We start from the raw sequence: 15387 nt of genomic DNA, 5'->3' as shown, positions 1-15387 counted from the left end.
AGAGGAACATGCGATGAGCACACCGACCGATCCGGCCGTCCGCTACGGGGATGCGCCCGAGGTCGAGCGCCCGCTGGGACGCTCCATCCTGCGTGGGCTGATGAACCGCTGCCCGGCCTGCGGCAGCGGCAAGCTCTTTCGCGCCTTCCTGAAGCCGGTCGATCATTGCGCGGCCTGCGGCGAGGCGATGCATCACCAACGCGCCGACGACCTGCCGCCCTATATCGTCATCCTCGTTCTCGGCCATGTCGTGGTCGGCGGCTATATGCTGACCGACCTGACCTTCGTGCTGCCGGTTTGGGTGCATATTGCCATCTGGGCGCCGATCACCGTCATCACCGCCCTTGCCTCGATCCAGCCGATCAAGGGCGGCGTCATCGGCCTGCAATGGGCGCTGCGCATGCACGGTTTCGGCGGCGAGAGCGACGATCCGGACGATTATGACCTTCCCGGACGCCCGGATTGATCGCTTTCACCTTCCAGACATATTTAACGTGTAGGGCCAGCGCTCCACCGACCACCACCCGAATGCGGCAGCCGACGATCCTCAACGACCCGACATGGTAAGCATTTCTTGGCCGAACGGGCTTTACATTCCGCAGATGGTCACTCACATCGGAAACACTGCGAAGCGGCATCCGTCAGCCGGATTTGGCACGTCTGTGTCTATCTATCTGACGGGACCGGCCGACTCGCTCGCGCAGCTTTCTAAGGATGGATAAATGTCTCAGCCGAGAAACGGCACACCGGGCGATGTCGAGGAAATCCATTGGCCTTCTCTGGTGGCAGCCATCTCGTCCATATCAGCCGTCGGCATAGCAATCGGCCTCGGACTCCCGCTTCTCAGCATCATCCTGGAAAAACGCGGCATCTCGTCCACCCTGATCGGGCTCAACACGGCGATGGCAGGTGTGGCGGCGATGGCGGCCGCGCCCATCACCACCAAGCTCGCGCATAAATACGGCGTTGCGCCGACAATGCTCTGGGCAGTGCTGATTTCGGCGCTGAGCGCACTCGGTTTTTATTATGCCGAGGATTTCTGGATGTGGTTCCCGCTGCGTTTCGCCTTCCATGGCGCAACGACGACGCTGTTCATCCTCTCCGAATTCTGGATCAACGCCGCCTCGCCGCCGTCCAAACGCGGCTTCGTGCTCGGCATCTATGCGACGGTGCTTTCGCTTGGCTTCGCCGCCGGGCCGCTGCTGTTTTCGATCCTCGGCAGCGACGGCATCTTCCCCTTCCTGATCGGCGCCTGCGCCATCCTGCTTGCCGCCATTCCGATCTTCATCGCCCGCGACGAGAGCCCGGCGCTCGAGGAAAAACCGGAGCTGCATTTCATGCGCTACGTCTTCCTGGTGCCGACGGCGACGGCGGCGGTCTTCATCTTCGGCGCGGTCGAAGCGGGCGGGCTGTCGCTTTTTCCGATCTTTGCGGTGCGCGCCCATTTCACCGAATCGCAGGCAGCGCTTCTGCTCACCATGATGGGCGTCGGCAACGTCATCTTCCAGATCCCGCTCGGTCTGCTCTCCGACCGCATTCCGGACAAACGGCCGCTGCTGGCCGGCATGGCGCTGATGGGCTTCATCGGCTCGCTGATGCTGCCGCTGCTGGTCGACAACTGGCTGCTAATGGCCGGGCTACTGCTTTTCTGGGGCGGCTGCGTCTCCGGCCTCTATACGGTCGGCCTCAGCCATCTCGGCTCGCGGCTGACGGGTTCCGACCTTGCGGCGGCCAATGCCGCCTTCGTCTTCTGTTATGCGATGGGAACCGTGGCCGGGCCGCAGGCAATCGGTGCGGCGATCGATGTCGCCGGAAACAACGGTTTTGCCTGGGCGATTGCCGGTTTCTTCGGTCTTTACGCCCTACTTTCCGGCATCAGACTGATGTTCATTCGAAAACGGACTTGACTTTTCGAGCTGGATTCGTAGTTTCGCGCCAGAATTTGCCGTGGAGCCCATCCGGCTTCCACGGCTTTCATTTTTCTTAAAGGCAGGACGACTATGGCCAAGGCTACAACAATCAAGATCAAGCTGCTGTCGACAGCCGACACCGGTTTCTTCTACGTCACGACGAAAAACAGCCGTACGATGACGGACAAGATGACGAAGACGAAGTACGACCCGGTTGCTAAGAAGCATGTCGAGTTCAAGGAAACCAAGATCAAGTAATCGCTTGATCTCAGGATTTCGTAAAAAAGCGCGCGCCCTCGGGTTGCGCGTTTTTTATTGCCCGAATTGGCCCGCTTCGAAAGATGATAGCGCAAACAGAGAAACGCCGCCCTTCCATCTTCGGGAAGTGGCGGCGTTTTCTTGAAAGGGGGTCGGCCAGCATGCAAAACGGCACGAGGAACCGCTATAACTTGCCTACTAGCCGACCGACCCCACGACCCAGGAGATGCGGCGGACCTGAGCATCATGGGGTATCGACAACTCCTCAGCGGGAGCGCTTCTCTTATGAGCCGATAATTTGCGCAGAAATGAAAGAAAATCAACAAATTCTTAATGGTGAATTATATGAGTGTGATTCTATGGTTAAAAGTCCAATTTTGGGACATATAGAAATTTGTCGGCTCTGCTTGAGCCTGAAGCCTATTGGCCGACCACTCCAAGAAATTCGACACTATAACTGAACAACTTACGCCTCCCCTACCCTTACGTGAGGTGAGATCGCCGCGCTCTATTTGAACCTGCAGGCGACAGGCGCTTTTTATAGTCCCTATTTCATCTGGAGCCAGGATTCCGGCACCCTCAACACTATCGCGCGGCGGCATATCCGCAGCAACGCCGAAAGGCGATTTTTGGGCTATTGAGCTGCAAAATTATCGCCCCGCATCGCGCGGCCGAAGATTAAAGATCCGTAATAATTCGCTTACCGCAGTGGAAAACCCGCAAATGGCGCCTATGGCACCAAGGTGATTCGTCAAGCGGCTGCGGCGACGACGCGATTGCGGCCGGTATTCTTGGCTTCGTAAAGCGCAAGATCGGCCTGCTTCATCAGCTGATCCGGGGTCAGCACCGAGCCCATACGCGAGGCGATGCCGAAGGACGCAGTGACGTTCAGCGCCTCCCCCGAGTGTTTCAGCCTGAAGGGCGCGCTTTCGACGGCCGCGCGCAGGCGCTCGGCGACGGTGGCGGCAATTTCCGGCGAGGTATCCGGCATGACGACGACGAATTCCTCGCCGCCGTAGCGGCAAGCGAGATCGGCGCCGCGAATGGTGGAGCGGACGCGATTGGCAAACTCCCGCAGCACTTCGTCGCCGCCATCATGGCCATAGGTATCGTTCACCTGCTTGAAGCGGTCGATATCGGTGATCAGCACCGAAAGCGGCCGGCCCCGCGCCATCGAACGGTTGAAGAGCACGTTCAGGTGATTGTCGAGATAGCGCCGGTTATAAAGGCCGGTTAGCGGATCGGTCACGGCAAGCTCGATCGTCTGCTTGACGCTGGCGCGCAGACGGTCGTTGCAGCGCTTGCGGCGGATCTGCGTCAGGCTGCGGGCAACCAGTTCGTTGGGATCGACCGGGCGGATGATGTAGTCGTTGACGCCGAGATCGAGCGCGCGCACGACCATCTCGTCAGCACCCTGCTCGGTGATGATCAGGATCGGCAGGAAGCGCGTGCGCTCCAGCGAGCGCAGCTGCGAGCAGAGGCGAAGCGGATCGTAATCATCGAAATTGGCGTTGACGATGACGAGATCAAACGGGCTTTCCGCCGCCTCGAAGAGCGCTGCCTGCGGATCGGAAAGGGCAAGCACGTCGGCGACGGGCTTCAGCGCCTTGATGATGCGCTCCTGCGAATTGGCGCGACCATCGACGAGCAGAATCTGACCGGCCTCGTCGATGCGCCCCTCGCCTGCCCGCATGAGATCGTCGATGCCCATCGTATGGGCGGTATCGGCGCGGATGCGCAGCTCGTCACTCAGCGTCTTCAGCCGCAGCAGGCTCTTCACCCGTGAGATCAGCTGAAGATCATTGACCGGCTTGGTGAGGAAATCGTCGGCGCCGGCCTTCAGGCCACGGACGCGATCGGCCGGCTGATCAAGTGCCGTGACCATGACGACAGGAATATGGGCGGTCTTGCGGCTGGCCTTCAGCCGCTCGCAGACCTCGAAACCGTCGATACCGGGCATCATGATGTCGAGCAGGATGAGATCGACCTGGTTGCGCTCGCAGATCGCCAGCGCCGTGTAGCCGTCGGCCGCGGTCATCACGTCGAAATATTCGGCAAGCAGCCGCGCTTCAAGCAGCTTCACATTGGCCGGAATATCGTCAACCACCAGTATTCGCGCAGTCATAGGTGTCTTTCCGATGCGTCAGGCATCGCCGAGATAGGTCTTGATCGTCTCGATGAATTTCGGAACCGAGATCGGCTTGGAAACATAGGCTTCGCAGCCGCCCTGGCGGATCCGCTCCTCGTCGCCCTTCATCGCGAAAGCCGTGACGGCAATGACGGGAATCACGTGCAGCTCGTCGTCTTCCTTCAGCCATTTCGTCACTTCGAGACCAGAGACCTCGGGAAGCTGAATATCCATCAGGATGAGGTCGGGGCGATGTTTGCGCGCCAGATCCAGCGCCTCCATACCGTTTCTGGTCTGGATCGTCGTATAACCGGACGCCTCGATGAGGTCGCGAAAGAGCTTCATGTTGAGCTCGTTATCTTCTACAATCATCACCTGTTTGGGCATGACAAGCTGTCCCTACGTCCGTTCGCGCAGCGGTTCGTCCCATGAGAAAGGCATGCGGACGGTAGCTGCGTAAAACCGATAGCGCACGCTAGCGGTATTTGGTTGAAGAAAAGGTAACTTACCCCTCGAAATGCAAAGCAACTTCAAGACTTCGAAACAACCGGCCGCCGACCCGCACGCTACCGCGATCGCCGTGCTCGGCTGGCTTGCCGACGATCCCGACATGTTCGGCCGCTTCCTGGCGCTGACCGGTGTGGCTCCCGGCCAGGTGCGCGGCGCCGTCAACGATCCCGGGTTTCTCGCCGGCATGATGGATTTCCTGATGAACCACGAACCGACGGCAATGGCTTTCTGCGCGGCGAGCGGCATCAGCCCGGAAACGGTCACCGCCGCCTGGCAGCATTTCTCCTCGCCCGGCCTCGATTCCGGGGAATACTGACGGTGACCGGCATTGTGGACCTCGATATCTCGCATATCCGGCTCGGCGAACGGCCGCTGATCGTCTGCGATGTCGACGATGTCGTGCTGCAATTCATCGGCCCGTTCCAGCTTTTCTTGCAAAGCCAGGGCCACGCATTTCTGCCACGCTCGTTCAAGCTGCACGGCAACATCGTCTCGCAGGCGGATGGCGTCGAGATCGGGGACCAGCAGGTCAGCCGGCTGATCGAGGAATTCTTCGAGACGCAGGAGCTCTGGCAGACGCCGCTCGACCGCGTCGTCGAAACGCTCGACCGGCTTTCGCGGGAGGCCGACGTGCTTTTCCTGACCGCCATGCAGCCGCGGTTCCAGGACCAGCGCCGCCGCCTGCTCGACAGGATGGGCCTGCTTTTTCCGCTGCTTGCCAGCGAAGAGCCCAAGGGGCCGATCGTTCACGCCTTGCATGCCAGCCGCTCCCTTCCCGTCGTCTTCATCGATGATATGGCGCGCAATCTGCATTCCGTAAGGGAATATGTTGCCGACTGCCTGCTGATTCACCTGATGCCCGACTCGCCCGTCCATCGTTTCGCGCCGGCAGCCGCCGACGACATCACCCGCGTCAGCGACTGGGCGCATGCGGCCGCCCTGATCGAGGCGCATTTCATTGCCGGCGCTTTCAGCCCTGCAGTTCCAGCCGCATGAGCGGGCGGCCTTCTTTGCGCCGCGTTACCGTCTCGAAACGAAGATCGTTATCCAAAGGCAAAGCTCCCGCCCTCTCTTGAGACTCGGAAGCTTAGGGCGTATTGTCCCGGCGTTCAACCTTTGTTCTCATGATGACGCCCGCGCCCGACAAGACACCCGGCTTCTGTCGCGACTGCCTTGCCGAGCAGAAGGGCGAGGCTCGCCGCTGCCTTTCCTGCGGCAGCCCCCGGTTGGTGCGCCATCGCGAGCTCTATGCTTTGACGCTTGCGCATATCGATTGCGACGCGTTCTATGCGGCCGTCGAAAAACGCGACAATCCGGAACTTGCCGACAAGCCTGTGATCATCGGCGGCGGCAAACGCGGCGTTGTCTCCACCGCCTGCTATATCGCCCGCATCCACGGCGTGCGTTCGGCGATGCCGATGTTTAAGGCGCTGGAAGCCTGCCCGCAAGCGATCGTCATCCGCCCCGACATGGAAAAATATGTCCGGGTCGGGCGCCAGGTGCGCGCCATGATGCAGGATCTGACGCCGCTGGTGCAGCCGCTATCGATCGACGAGGCCTTCCTGGAGCTTGAAGGCACGGAGAGGCTGCATCACGATCCGCCGGCCCGCACGCTCGCCAAATTCGCCCGCCGGGTCGAAAAGGAGATCGGCATCAGCGTGTCGGTCGGGCTCTCCTATTGCAAATTCCTCGCCAAGGTCGCCTCCGACCTGCAGAAACCCCGCGGCTTTTCCGTCATCGGCCGTGAGGAAGCGGTCGAGTTCCTGGCGCCGCGTCCGGTCACCACGATCTGGGGCGTCGGCAAGGCCTTTGCGGCGACGCTGGAGGCCGACGGCATCCGCACCATCAGCCAGTTGCAGCAGATGGAGGAAAACGACCTGATGCGCCGCTACGGCAGCATCGGCCAGCGGCTCGCCCGGCTGTCGCGCGGGATCGACGACCGCGAAGTGCATCTCAACGATGCGGCCAAGAGCGTGTCGTCCGAGACGACCTTCTTCGACGACATCTCACGTTATGACGATCTGGTGCCGATCCTGCGCAATCTTTCGGAAAAGGTCTCCTGGCGGCTGAAGAAAAACGACATCGCCGGCCAGACCGTCGTCCTGAAGATGAAGACCGCCGACTTCAAGCTACGCACACGCAATCGCAAGCTGGAAGACCCGACCCAGCTGGCCGACAAGATCTTCCGCATCGGGCTCGAGCTTCTCGAAAAGGAGACCGACGGCACGAAGTTCCGGCTACTCGGCATCGGCGTCACCGATCTCGGCGATGCCGCGCGCGCCGATCCGCCCGATCTCATCGACCGGCAATCGGGCCGGCGGGCGGCCGCCGAAGCGGCGATGGACAAGCTGCGCGACAAGTTCGGCAAGAACACGGTCGAGACCGGTTACACCTTCGGCAGCGGCAAGCGCGATCACTAAAGCGTGAGTCCAGGTTCCTGTCGAGCCTATAAAATCTTCCTTAAACTTCGTCCCATAGTGTGCCGGACCAGTATTGCGTATGGTTGGGTATCATGTTCTCGCGTCTCGTCTTCGGCCTCGGCTTGCTGTCGGCCACCGCACTCGTGCACCCTGCTCTTGCCGCGGATGCACGCACGCTGCAGATCATCGTCTCGAAGGACAAGCAGTCGCTTGCGGTCTATGACGGCACCGAGGTCGTCGCGACTTCAAAAGTCTCGACCGGCAAGGACGGGCACACGACGCCGAGCGGCATCTTCTCGGTGCTCGAAAAGCAGAAATACCACGAATCCAATCTCTATTCGAACGCGCCGATGCCCTTCATGCAAAGGCTAACATGGTCGGGCATTGCGCTGCACGAATCCAATTCCGTACCGCGCTATCCGGCTTCGCATGGCTGCGTGCGCATGCCCGGCGTTTTTGCGAAAAAGCTTTACGGGATGACCGAGCCCGGTATTCCCGTCATCATCAGCGACGGCGAAGTGGTCCCGCAGCCGATCGACCATCCGACGCTTTTCCATCCAGAGGCGCCGGCGCCGATGCTGCTGCTTTCGGATGTCGAATTGCGGCCCTCGATGCCCGACAGCCCGGGGACACCGGTGCAGGTGGCGATGAACGACACGGCGGCGATGCCGATGCCGGCCGCGCCAATTGCAATGCCCCAACCCAAACCGCCGACCGAACCGATCAGCATGCTGATCACCCGCCGTACGCTGCGCGAGACGGTGATCGACATCCAGACCCTGCTCAACCAGCTCGGCTTTCCCGCCGGTAATCCTGACGGGTTGCTCGGGCCGGCGACCGTCGAGGCGATCAAGGCTTTCAAGACATTGCGGCCGGCGGAATTTACCGGCGACAGGAGCCTGGTCTCCGAGACGCTGCTCAAATCCGTCTATGCCGCAACAGGCAAGGGCGAGCCGCCGAACGGCGTCATCATGGTGCGCCAGGCGTTCAAGCCAATCTTCGAAGCGCCGCTGACGATCGCCGATCCGGGCCTGGCGCTCGGCACGCATTTCTTCACGCTGCATGCAGTCGATGAGAAGGCCGGTACGGCGGATTGGCTCGGCATCACACTCCAAAACAATCTCTCGCGCGAGACGATGAAGCGGCTCGGCATCACCAATCAGGAAAGCTCGATCATCAGCGGCAGACCGATCGCCCGTTCGCTCAGCCGGATCACGGTCCCGGAGGAGACCCGCCGCAGGATCGAGGCGCTGATCGCGCCCGGCTCGACGCTGACGATCTCCGATACCGGCCTCGGCCGGGATACCGGCGAAGGCACGAATTTCATCACCATCACCCGAGGCTGATGATTATCCCGGGCGATACCATCATCCCAGGTGATAACCATCATCCGAAGTGACAAAAATCACCCTAGGTGATGCGCATCATCTCTAGACAAGCTCGACATCAACGACGCCGGGGGCGGCGCGGAGAGCGGCCGCGATTTCCGGCGTGATGCGGTATTTCTCCGACAGCGCCACTTCCACCTCGCGTTTGCCGTCCTCCTTGATGACGATGAAGGAAACGAGGCCGTCGCCCTTGGCGTTGAGATGGCCGGCGACCATCTTCAGCGGCCCGGAATCTCTGACATAGACGCGCAGCGCCTTCTGCATCTGCAGTGATTTTTCCTCCAGTGACTGGATCGTCTGGATGCGCAGGCCGATCCCTTCCGGCCGCTCCTCGCCGGTGGCGGTCAGCACGAAGGATTTTCCCGATTCCAGCACGTCGCGATACTGGTTCAGCATTTCCGAAAACAGCACCGCCTCGAACTGGCCGGAGGAATCGGAAAAGACGATGATGCCCATCTTGTTGCCGGTGCGGGTCTTGCGCTCCTGCTTCGAAATGACGGTACCGGCGAGGCGTGCATTGAAGGCGCCCTGTTTGATCGCCTGAGAAAACTCGGCAAAGGTCTGCACCCGCATCTTCTGCAGGATGTTGTTGTAGGAATCGAGCGGGTGGGCGGTGAGATAGAAACCCAGCACCTGGAACTCCTTGAGCAGCCGCTCCGAGGGGAGCCAGGGCGAAAACGGCGGCAGGGAGATCTTCTCGGGCCCCGAGGTCAGCGTACTGCCGAAAATGTCCGACTGGCCGCTCAGCTTGTTCTCCTGGGCGCGCTGGGCATAACCGAGAACGCGGTCGAGACCGGCGGCAAGCTGGGCGCGGTCCATGTCGAAACAATCGAAGGCGCCGGCAAAGATCAGGCTTTCGAGCACGCGGCGGTTGACCTGGCGCGGATCGATACGCAGGCAGAAATCCTCGATACCGGCAAACGGCTTGTCGCCGCGCACCTCGACGATATGGTCTACGGCGGATTCGCCGACGCCCTTGAGGGCGGCGAGCGCGTAATAGATGCGGTTGTCGCCGGTCTGGAAGTGGCGGAAGGAGGTCTGGACCGAGGGTGCGATCACCTCGATACCCAAGCGCTTGGCATCCTGACGGAAGTCATTGACCTTTTCGGTGTTGGACATGTCGAGCGTCATCGAGGCGGCGAGGAATTCGACCGGATAATGCGCCTTCATATAGGCCGTCTGGTAGGAGACGATGGCATAGGCGGCGGCATGCGACTTGTTGAAGCCGTAGTTGGCGAACTTCGCCAGCAGTTCGAAGATATTGTCGGCCTGCGGCTTCGAGACGCCGTTCTTGACGGCGCCAACGACGAAGCGTTCGCGCTGCTGGTCCATCTCGGCCTTGATCTTCTTGCCCATGGCGCGGCGCAGAAGGTCGGCTTCACCGAGCGAATAGCCGGACAGGACCTGGGCGATCTGCATCACCTGTTCCTGATAGACGATGACCCCTTGAGTTTCCTTGAGCAGGTGGTCGATCATCGGATGGATCGATTCCAGCTCCTCTTCGCCGTGCTTGCGGGCATTGTAGGTCGGGATATTCTCCATCGGGCCCGGACGATAGAGCGCCACCAGCGCGATGATGTCCTCGATGCAGTCCGGCTTCATGCCGATCAGCGCCTTGCGCATGCCGGCACTTTCCACCTGGAACACACCGACCGTTTCGCCGCGCGACAGCATCTCGTAGGTTGGTTTGTCGTCGAGAGGAATGGCGGCAAGGTCGACCGCGATGCCGCGCTTGGCGACGAAATCGACGGCGACCTTCAGCACCGTCAGCGTCTTCAGGCCGAGGAAGTCGAACTTGACGAGGCCGGCCTGCTCCACCCATTTCATGTTGAACTGGGTAACCGGCATGTCGGAGCGCGGATCGCGATACATCGGCACCAGCTTGGAGAGCGGCCGGTCGCCGATTACGATGCCGGCGGCGTGCGTCGAGGCATGGCGGTAAAGCCCCTCGATCTTCTGGGCAATGTCGAGCAGGCGCGCGACGACCGGTTCCTTTGCCGCCTCCTCCTGCAGCTTCGGCTCCTCCTCGATCGCCTTCGACAGCGGCGTCGGGTTGGCCGGGTTGTTCGGCACGAGTTTGCAGATCTTGTCGACCTGACCGTAGGGCATCTCAAGCACGCGACCGACGTCGCGAAGGGCGGCGCGCGCCTGCAGCGAACCGAAGGTGATGATCTGCGCCACCTGCTCGCGGCCATACTTGGCCTGGACGTAGCGGATCACCTCTTCGCGGCGGTCCTGGCAGAAGTCGATGTCGAAGTCCGGCATCGAGACGCGTTCGGGATTAAGGAAGCGCTCGAACAGCAGCGAAAACCGCAGCGGATCGACATCGGTAATCGTCAAGGCGTAGGCAACAAGCGAGCCTGCGCCGGAACCGCGGCCGGGACCGACCGGAATATCGTGCTGCTTGGCCCATTTGATGAAGTCGGCAACGATCAGGAAGTAACCAGGAAAACGCATGCGCTCGATGACACTGAGCTCGAAATCCAGCCGCTCGCGATATTCCTTTTCCTCGTAACCCGGCGACATGCCGAGCGTCGCAAGCCGCAGGTCCAACCCTTCGACCGCCTGGCGGCGTAATTCGCTCGCCTCGGCGCGTTCGGCTTCCTCGGCATCGTCGGTCGCGCCGGTGAAGCGGGGAAGGATCGGCTTGCGCGTCTTCAGCACAAAGGAGCAGCGCCTGGCGATCTCGATCGTATTTTCCAGCGCTTCCGGCAGGTCGGCGAAAAGCTTGGCCATCTCGGCCCGGCTCTTCAGATAATGGTCCGGCGTCAAGCGAAAGCGGCTGTCGTCGGAGACGATGGCGTTGTGGGCGACCGCCATCAGCGCATCATGGGCGTCGTAATCGTCGCGGGTCGGGAAGAAGGCCTCATTGGTCGCAACCAGCGGCAGGTCGTGGGCATAGGCGAGCCCGACGATCCTCTGCTCGTGGCGCTTGTCGTAGGTGCCGTGCCGCTGCAGTTCGACATAGAGCCTATCGCCGAACAGGCTCTTCAGCGCGAGTAGCCGGGCTTCCGCCTGGGCGGAATGGCCCTCTTTGATCGCCGCGTCGACCGGCCCGGTCAGGGCGCCGGTCAAAGCAATCAGCCCTTCGGTGCCGGCCTCCGCCAGCCAGGAGGCTCTGACATGAATGGCCTGGTTGCTTTCACCGCCGAGATAAGCGCGGCTGACGAGATCGACCAGCCGTTCGTAACCGGCATCCGTGGCAGCGAGAAGAACGATCGACGGCAGCTTGACCAGGGCCTGCTGGCCGCCGCGCTTTTCCGTTTCCAACCCGTCTTCCATGTCGATCGAGACCTGGCAACCGATGATTGGCTGCAGGCCCTCGTCCATCGCCTTCTGGGAAAATTCCAGTGCGACGAACAGATTGTTGGTGTCGGTAATGGCGATTGCCGGCTGGCTGTCGCCGGTCGCCTTGTAGAGGATCTTCTTCAGCGGCAAAGCGCCCTCAAGAAGCGAATAGGCAGAATGGACCCTCAGATGGATGAAGCCCGGCGTGCCGCCGGTCGCCTCAGCCGTAGAACCCTTTGCCGTATCCACCATGACATGCCTTCCCAATCACCCGAATGAATCGGGCGCATTGTCGGCATAGAGGGCGATGATGTCCAGCAGAAGTCCCACGTCCGGACCGCATGATTGCCATGCGGTCCCCTGAAAACTTTAGATCGCCATGACAATCAGCGAGAAGCTGGCAACGAACATTGCGATGGAGGTGAATGCTGCGATATCACGGATCATGTCAGTCATTTGGCTCTCCTTTACTCGTTATGTTTTCAATTTGTTCGATATATGTTCCATTGTCAACAGGAATCTTTTCCTCCTTTCTTGTGTTCGGAGAATCTCCGGCAGCGCATTGCGAATCGGGAGGGACCGACACGCGTGTAATGGACAGGCCGTGGTCCTCGCCCGATCCGCCTCAGATCAGCATGGCCTCAGCCGTCTGACCTCCGTTTAAAGCGAGCCACTTCTTTCCGACTATTGTTCCGCTTTTGTTCTTTACACGTTGCTGCATATTTGCCAGCATTCGGCCGAGAGGAGAACGATATGGTCGACATTGCGATGCTGAATGAATTCGTCGTGGAGGCCAAGGCCGCGACCTATGTCGGCGGCGGCGTGCCGAGCGCGCCCTGCCGACAGGGTTCCCATGATATCGGTTACGAGAGCGGCGACTGGCGCTATCTCGACAGCTATTTCGGCGGCACCGATTTCGCCGGACAGGAGGTGGTGTGGTCTGCCGGCGAGCCGATCTGGGTGATGAATTATTTCGGATGGATCGTTGCACCGGATGTCATCGACGGCGCTGCCGCCGGGACGGTGATCAAGGCGGCACTTTCAGCCATGTATCGGCAGGGGCGCTTTCTTGGCGGAATGGAATTCGATCATCCGCTCGGCCGTTATCTCGACCGCAGCGAGGGCAGTTGCAAGCGCTTCAGCGGCCACGAATGCATCATGGTCGACGGCCGCAAGGCCTATATGCTCGATTATCACGGCGGACTGGTCATCCCGTGACCGCAGTGCTGCCTCGGGTTCGAATTGCCGATTGAGTGCGTGGTGTACGGCCAGGAGAACGGCGAGATCGGCGGAACCAGCCCCTCATCCGCCTGCCGGCACCTTCGGGATATGCCGCACCCTCTCGGCCTCCCGCAAACCTCTCGCATGGCGCGTCCCCTCTCCCCGTTTTTACGGGGAGAGGGTTAGGGTGAGGGGCAGCACACTATCCAGCCGGTTGCGCATCGGCGCAAGCCGGACAGCCATAGACCGCGGTTTTAGAAATCGACGATCTTGCCGTCCGAGATCGTCACGCGCCGATCCATGCGGCGGGCGAGTTCGTGATTGTGGGTGGCGATAAGCGCCGCGAGGCCGGACTGGCGCACCAGCGCCTCCAGCGCGTCGAAGACGTAGGCTGCCGTTTCCGGGTCGAGATTGCCGGTCGGCTCGTCGGCAAGAAGCAAGCTTGGCGCATTGGCAACGGCGCGGGCAATCGCGACGCGCTGCTGCTCGCCGCCGGAAAGCTCGCCGGGGCGATGGGCGCCACGATGGCCGATGCGCATATAATCGAGGAGCTGGCCGGCCCGCTCGCCGGCTTCCTTCCAGGACAGTCCGGCAATCAGCTGCGGCATCATGATGTTTTCGAGCGCCGAAAATTCGGGCAAGAGGTGGTGGAACTGGTAGACGAAGCCGATCTCGCTGCGGCGGATCCCGGTACGTTTCTCGTCTGAAAGGCCGTCGCACGCATGGCCGTTGATGGTGACTTCACCGCCGTCTGGATGCTCCAGCAGGCCGGCAATATGCAGCAGCGTCGACTTGCCGGTCCCCGACGGAGCGACGAGAGCGACGATCTCGCCTTTCGACAGCGAAAATTCCGCGCCCTTCAGGATCGGGAGCAGCGTATCGCCCTGCCCGTAATGGCGCTCGACGCCGGTAAGCTTGAGAACGACGTTGCGGTTCATGAAGTCGGCATTCCTTATTCGTAGCGCAGGGCCTGCACCGGATCGAGCCTGGAGGCGCGCCAGGCCGGAAAGATCGTCGCGATGAAGGAGAGCGTCAGCGCCATGACGACGATCGAAATGGTTTCGCTGAGCTGCATCTCGGCCGGCAGCTGGCTGAGGAAATAGACCTGCGGATTAAAGATCACGGTGCCGGAAATCCAGGAGAAGAACTGGCGGATGGACTCGATGTTGACGCAGACGAGAACGCCGAGCAGCACTCCGGCAAGGGTGCCGACGATACCGATCGCCGCCCCGGTCATGAAGAAGATCCGCATGATCGCACCGGCGCTGGCGCCCATGGTACGCAGGATGGCGATATCGCTGCCCTTGTCCTTCACCAGCATGATCAGACCGGAGATGATGTTCAGCGCCGCCACAAGCACGATCAGCGTCAGGATCATGAACATGACGTTGCGCTCGACCTGCAGTGCCGAAAAGAAAGTCTGGTTGCGCTGGCGCCAGTCGGTGAGGTTAATCTGGCGGCCGGCCGCCTCCTCCACCTTGGGCCTCAGCGCGTCGATATCGTCGGGGTGATCGACGAAAAGCTCGATCGACTGCACCAGCCCTTCGGCATTGAAATAAAGCTGCGCCTCCTCGAGCGGCATGAAGATGATCGAGGAATCATATTCCGACATGCCGATCTCGAAGAGGCCGGAGATCTTGTAGGACTTGACGCGGGGGCTGACGCCCATCGGCGTGATGTCACCATCCGGAGACGTCAGTGTAATGAGATCGCCGACGCTCAACCCGAGCTGGTTGGCCATGCCGGTACCGATCAGCACACCCTGGCCGGAGGCATAACCCACCATGTCGCCTGATTTGATGTTGCCGGAAATCGTCTTGAGCTTCGTCAGGTCTTCGGCACGGGCGCCGCGCACCAGGGCGCCAGTGCTGCCGCCGGCCTGAGCGGAGGCAAGCACCTGGCCTTCCACCAGCGGCAGCGCCATCTTGACGCCGGGCACAGCCGCGAGCCTGCTGGCGAGATCGGGATAATCGGTGAAAGGGCCATCGGACGGCTGGACGATCATATGGCCGTTGATGCCGAGGATGCGCGAGACGAGTTCGGTGCGGAAGCCGTTCATGACGGCCATGACGATGATCAGCGTCGCAACGCCGAGCATGATGCCAACGAAGGAGAAGCCGGCGATCACCGAGATGAAGGCCTCCTTGCGGCGGGCGCGCAGATAGCGCCACGCCACGAGGCGTTCGAAGGTGGAAAATGGCTTGCCAGCCGGACCCAAGCCGGATTTCGAACTCCGGTCCACTGCTGCCTCTGCCATTTCGCCT

At 61.1% G+C, this 15387-nt stretch carries 13 protein-coding genes; 8 read left to right on the top strand and 5 right to left on the bottom strand.

The features are described from left to right. The first annotated feature begins 13 nt into the window (after positions 1–13). The 3 genes from ATY29_RS07055 to rpmG all read left to right on the top strand — a co-directional run bounded on the left by ATY29_RS07055 (position 14) and on the right by rpmG (position 2168). A complete protein-coding gene (locus ATY29_RS07055) occupies positions 14–466 on the top strand; it encodes a DUF983 domain-containing protein (protein WP_003573871.1) in 453 nt (150 codons plus the stop codon). 256 nt (positions 467–722) lie between these two features. After that, entirely contained in the window at positions 723–1907 is a 1185-nt protein-coding gene (locus ATY29_RS07050; RefSeq protein ID WP_097535630.1) for an MFS transporter, read from the top strand. A gap of 93 nt (positions 1908–2000) precedes the next feature. Next, positions 2001–2168 carry a 50S ribosomal protein L33 gene (gene rpmG / locus ATY29_RS07045; protein ID WP_003547442.1) on the top strand — a complete coding sequence of 56 codons (168 nt, stop codon included), beginning with the start codon at positions 2001–2003 and terminating at the stop codon, positions 2166–2168. A gap of 751 nt (positions 2169–2919) precedes the next feature. Here the strand turns inward: rpmG and ATY29_RS07040 are convergent. Together ATY29_RS07040 and ATY29_RS07035 are read right to left on the bottom strand one after the other, a co-directional pair. Continuing rightward, positions 2920–4293, bottom strand: a complete 1374-nt coding sequence (locus ATY29_RS07040; protein ID WP_003573874.1) for a PleD family two-component system response regulator — start codon at positions 4291–4293, stop codon at positions 2920–2922. Positions 4294–4311: 18 nt separating this feature from the next. After that, positions 4312–4683 (bottom strand): response regulator, encoded by a 372-nt coding sequence (locus ATY29_RS07035; protein ID WP_003547430.1) that lies wholly within the window; start codon positions 4681–4683, stop codon positions 4312–4314. A 130-nt stretch (positions 4684–4813) separates the two neighbouring features. On the opposite strand from ATY29_RS07035, the gene ATY29_RS07030 reads away from it, so the two are divergent. The 4 genes from ATY29_RS07030 (at position 4814) to ATY29_RS07015 (ending at position 8572) form a co-directional block, all read left to right on the top strand. Continuing rightward, positions 4814–5122 (top strand): DUF3572 domain-containing protein, encoded by a 309-nt coding sequence (locus ATY29_RS07030; protein ID WP_003573876.1) that lies wholly within the window; start codon positions 4814–4816, stop codon positions 5120–5122. Positions 5123–5124: 2 nt separating this feature from the next. Further along, a complete protein-coding gene (locus tag ATY29_RS07025) occupies positions 5125–5802 on the top strand; it encodes a hypothetical protein (protein WP_003573878.1) in 678 nt (225 codons plus the stop codon). Between the two features lie 131 nt (positions 5803–5933). Next, the gene (locus tag ATY29_RS07020) at positions 5934–7226 is read left to right on the top strand and encodes a DNA polymerase IV (protein WP_003573880.1); all 1293 of its coding nucleotides are present in this window, start codon (positions 5934–5936) and stop codon (positions 7224–7226) included. 92 nt (positions 7227–7318) lie between these two features. Then, entirely contained in the window at positions 7319–8572 is a 1254-nt protein-coding gene (locus ATY29_RS07015; RefSeq protein WP_097535628.1) for a L,D-transpeptidase family protein, read from the top strand. A gap of 84 nt (positions 8573–8656) precedes the next feature. On the opposite strand, the gene dnaE is transcribed toward ATY29_RS07015, so the two are convergent. Then, positions 8657–12154: a DNA polymerase III subunit alpha gene (dnaE, locus tag ATY29_RS07010; protein WP_097535626.1), complete on the bottom strand. Its 3498-nt coding sequence runs from the start codon at positions 12152–12154 to the stop codon at positions 8657–8659. Positions 12155–12655: 501 nt separating this feature from the next. Here dnaE and ATY29_RS07005 point away from each other — a divergent pair. Continuing rightward, entirely contained in the window at positions 12656–13120 is a 465-nt protein-coding gene (locus ATY29_RS07005; RefSeq protein ID WP_097535624.1) for a DUF5680 domain-containing protein, read from the top strand. Between the two features lie 257 nt (positions 13121–13377). Here the strand turns inward: ATY29_RS07005 and ATY29_RS07000 are convergent, their stop codons facing one another. Together ATY29_RS07000 and ATY29_RS06995 are read right to left on the bottom strand one after the other, a co-directional pair. Further along, positions 13378–14061 (bottom strand): ABC transporter ATP-binding protein, encoded by a 684-nt coding sequence (locus tag ATY29_RS07000; RefSeq protein WP_003573888.1) that lies wholly within the window; start codon positions 14059–14061, stop codon positions 13378–13380. 14 nt (positions 14062–14075) lie between these two features. Continuing rightward, positions 14076–15380, bottom strand: coding sequence for a lipoprotein-releasing ABC transporter permease subunit (locus tag ATY29_RS06995; RefSeq protein ID WP_003573890.1), 1305 nt, complete (start codon positions 15378–15380; stop codon positions 14076–14078). Between the last annotated feature and the right edge of the window lie 7 nt (positions 15381–15387).

The sequence above is a fragment of the Rhizobium hidalgonense genome, assembly GCF_002914525.1.
GTDB lineage: Bacteria > Pseudomonadota > Alphaproteobacteria > Rhizobiales > Rhizobiaceae > Rhizobium > Rhizobium hidalgonense.
The sequence above is the reverse complement of the archived record's forward strand: the minus strand, read 5'-3'. Positions and strand labels throughout refer to the sequence as shown.

Coding starts and splice junctions, on each gene's coding strand:
- ATY29_RS07055 (WP_003573871.1), top strand. CDS start 14: ATGAGCACACCGACCGATCCGGCCGTCCGCTACGGGGATGCGCCCGAG.
- ATY29_RS07050 (WP_097535630.1), top strand. CDS start 723: ATGTCTCAGCCGAGAAACGGCACACCGGGCGATGTCGAGGAAATCCAT.
- rpmG (WP_003547442.1), top strand. CDS start 2,001: ATGGCCAAGGCTACAACAATCAAGATCAAGCTGCTGTCGACAGCCGAC.
- ATY29_RS07040 (WP_003573874.1), bottom strand. CDS start 4,293: ATGACTGCGCGAATACTGGTGGTTGACGATATTCCGGCCAATGTGAAG.
- ATY29_RS07035 (WP_003547430.1), bottom strand. CDS start 4,683: ATGCCCAAACAGGTGATGATTGTAGAAGATAACGAGCTCAACATGAAG.
- ATY29_RS07030 (WP_003573876.1), top strand. CDS start 4,814: ATGCAAAGCAACTTCAAGACTTCGAAACAACCGGCCGCCGACCCGCAC.
- ATY29_RS07020 (WP_003573880.1), top strand. CDS start 5,934: ATGACGCCCGCGCCCGACAAGACACCCGGCTTCTGTCGCGACTGCCTT.
- ATY29_RS07015 (WP_097535628.1), top strand. CDS start 7,319: ATGTTCTCGCGTCTCGTCTTCGGCCTCGGCTTGCTGTCGGCCACCGCA.
- dnaE (WP_097535626.1), bottom strand. CDS start 12,154: ATGGTGGATACGGCAAAGGGTTCTACGGCTGAGGCGACCGGCGGCACG.
- ATY29_RS07005 (WP_097535624.1), top strand. CDS start 12,656: ATGGTCGACATTGCGATGCTGAATGAATTCGTCGTGGAGGCCAAGGCC.
- ATY29_RS07000 (WP_003573888.1), bottom strand. CDS start 14,061: ATGAACCGCAACGTCGTTCTCAAGCTTACCGGCGTCGAGCGCCATTAC.
- ATY29_RS06995 (WP_003573890.1), bottom strand. CDS start 15,380: ATGGCAGAGGCAGCAGTGGACCGGAGTTCGAAATCCGGCTTGGGTCCG.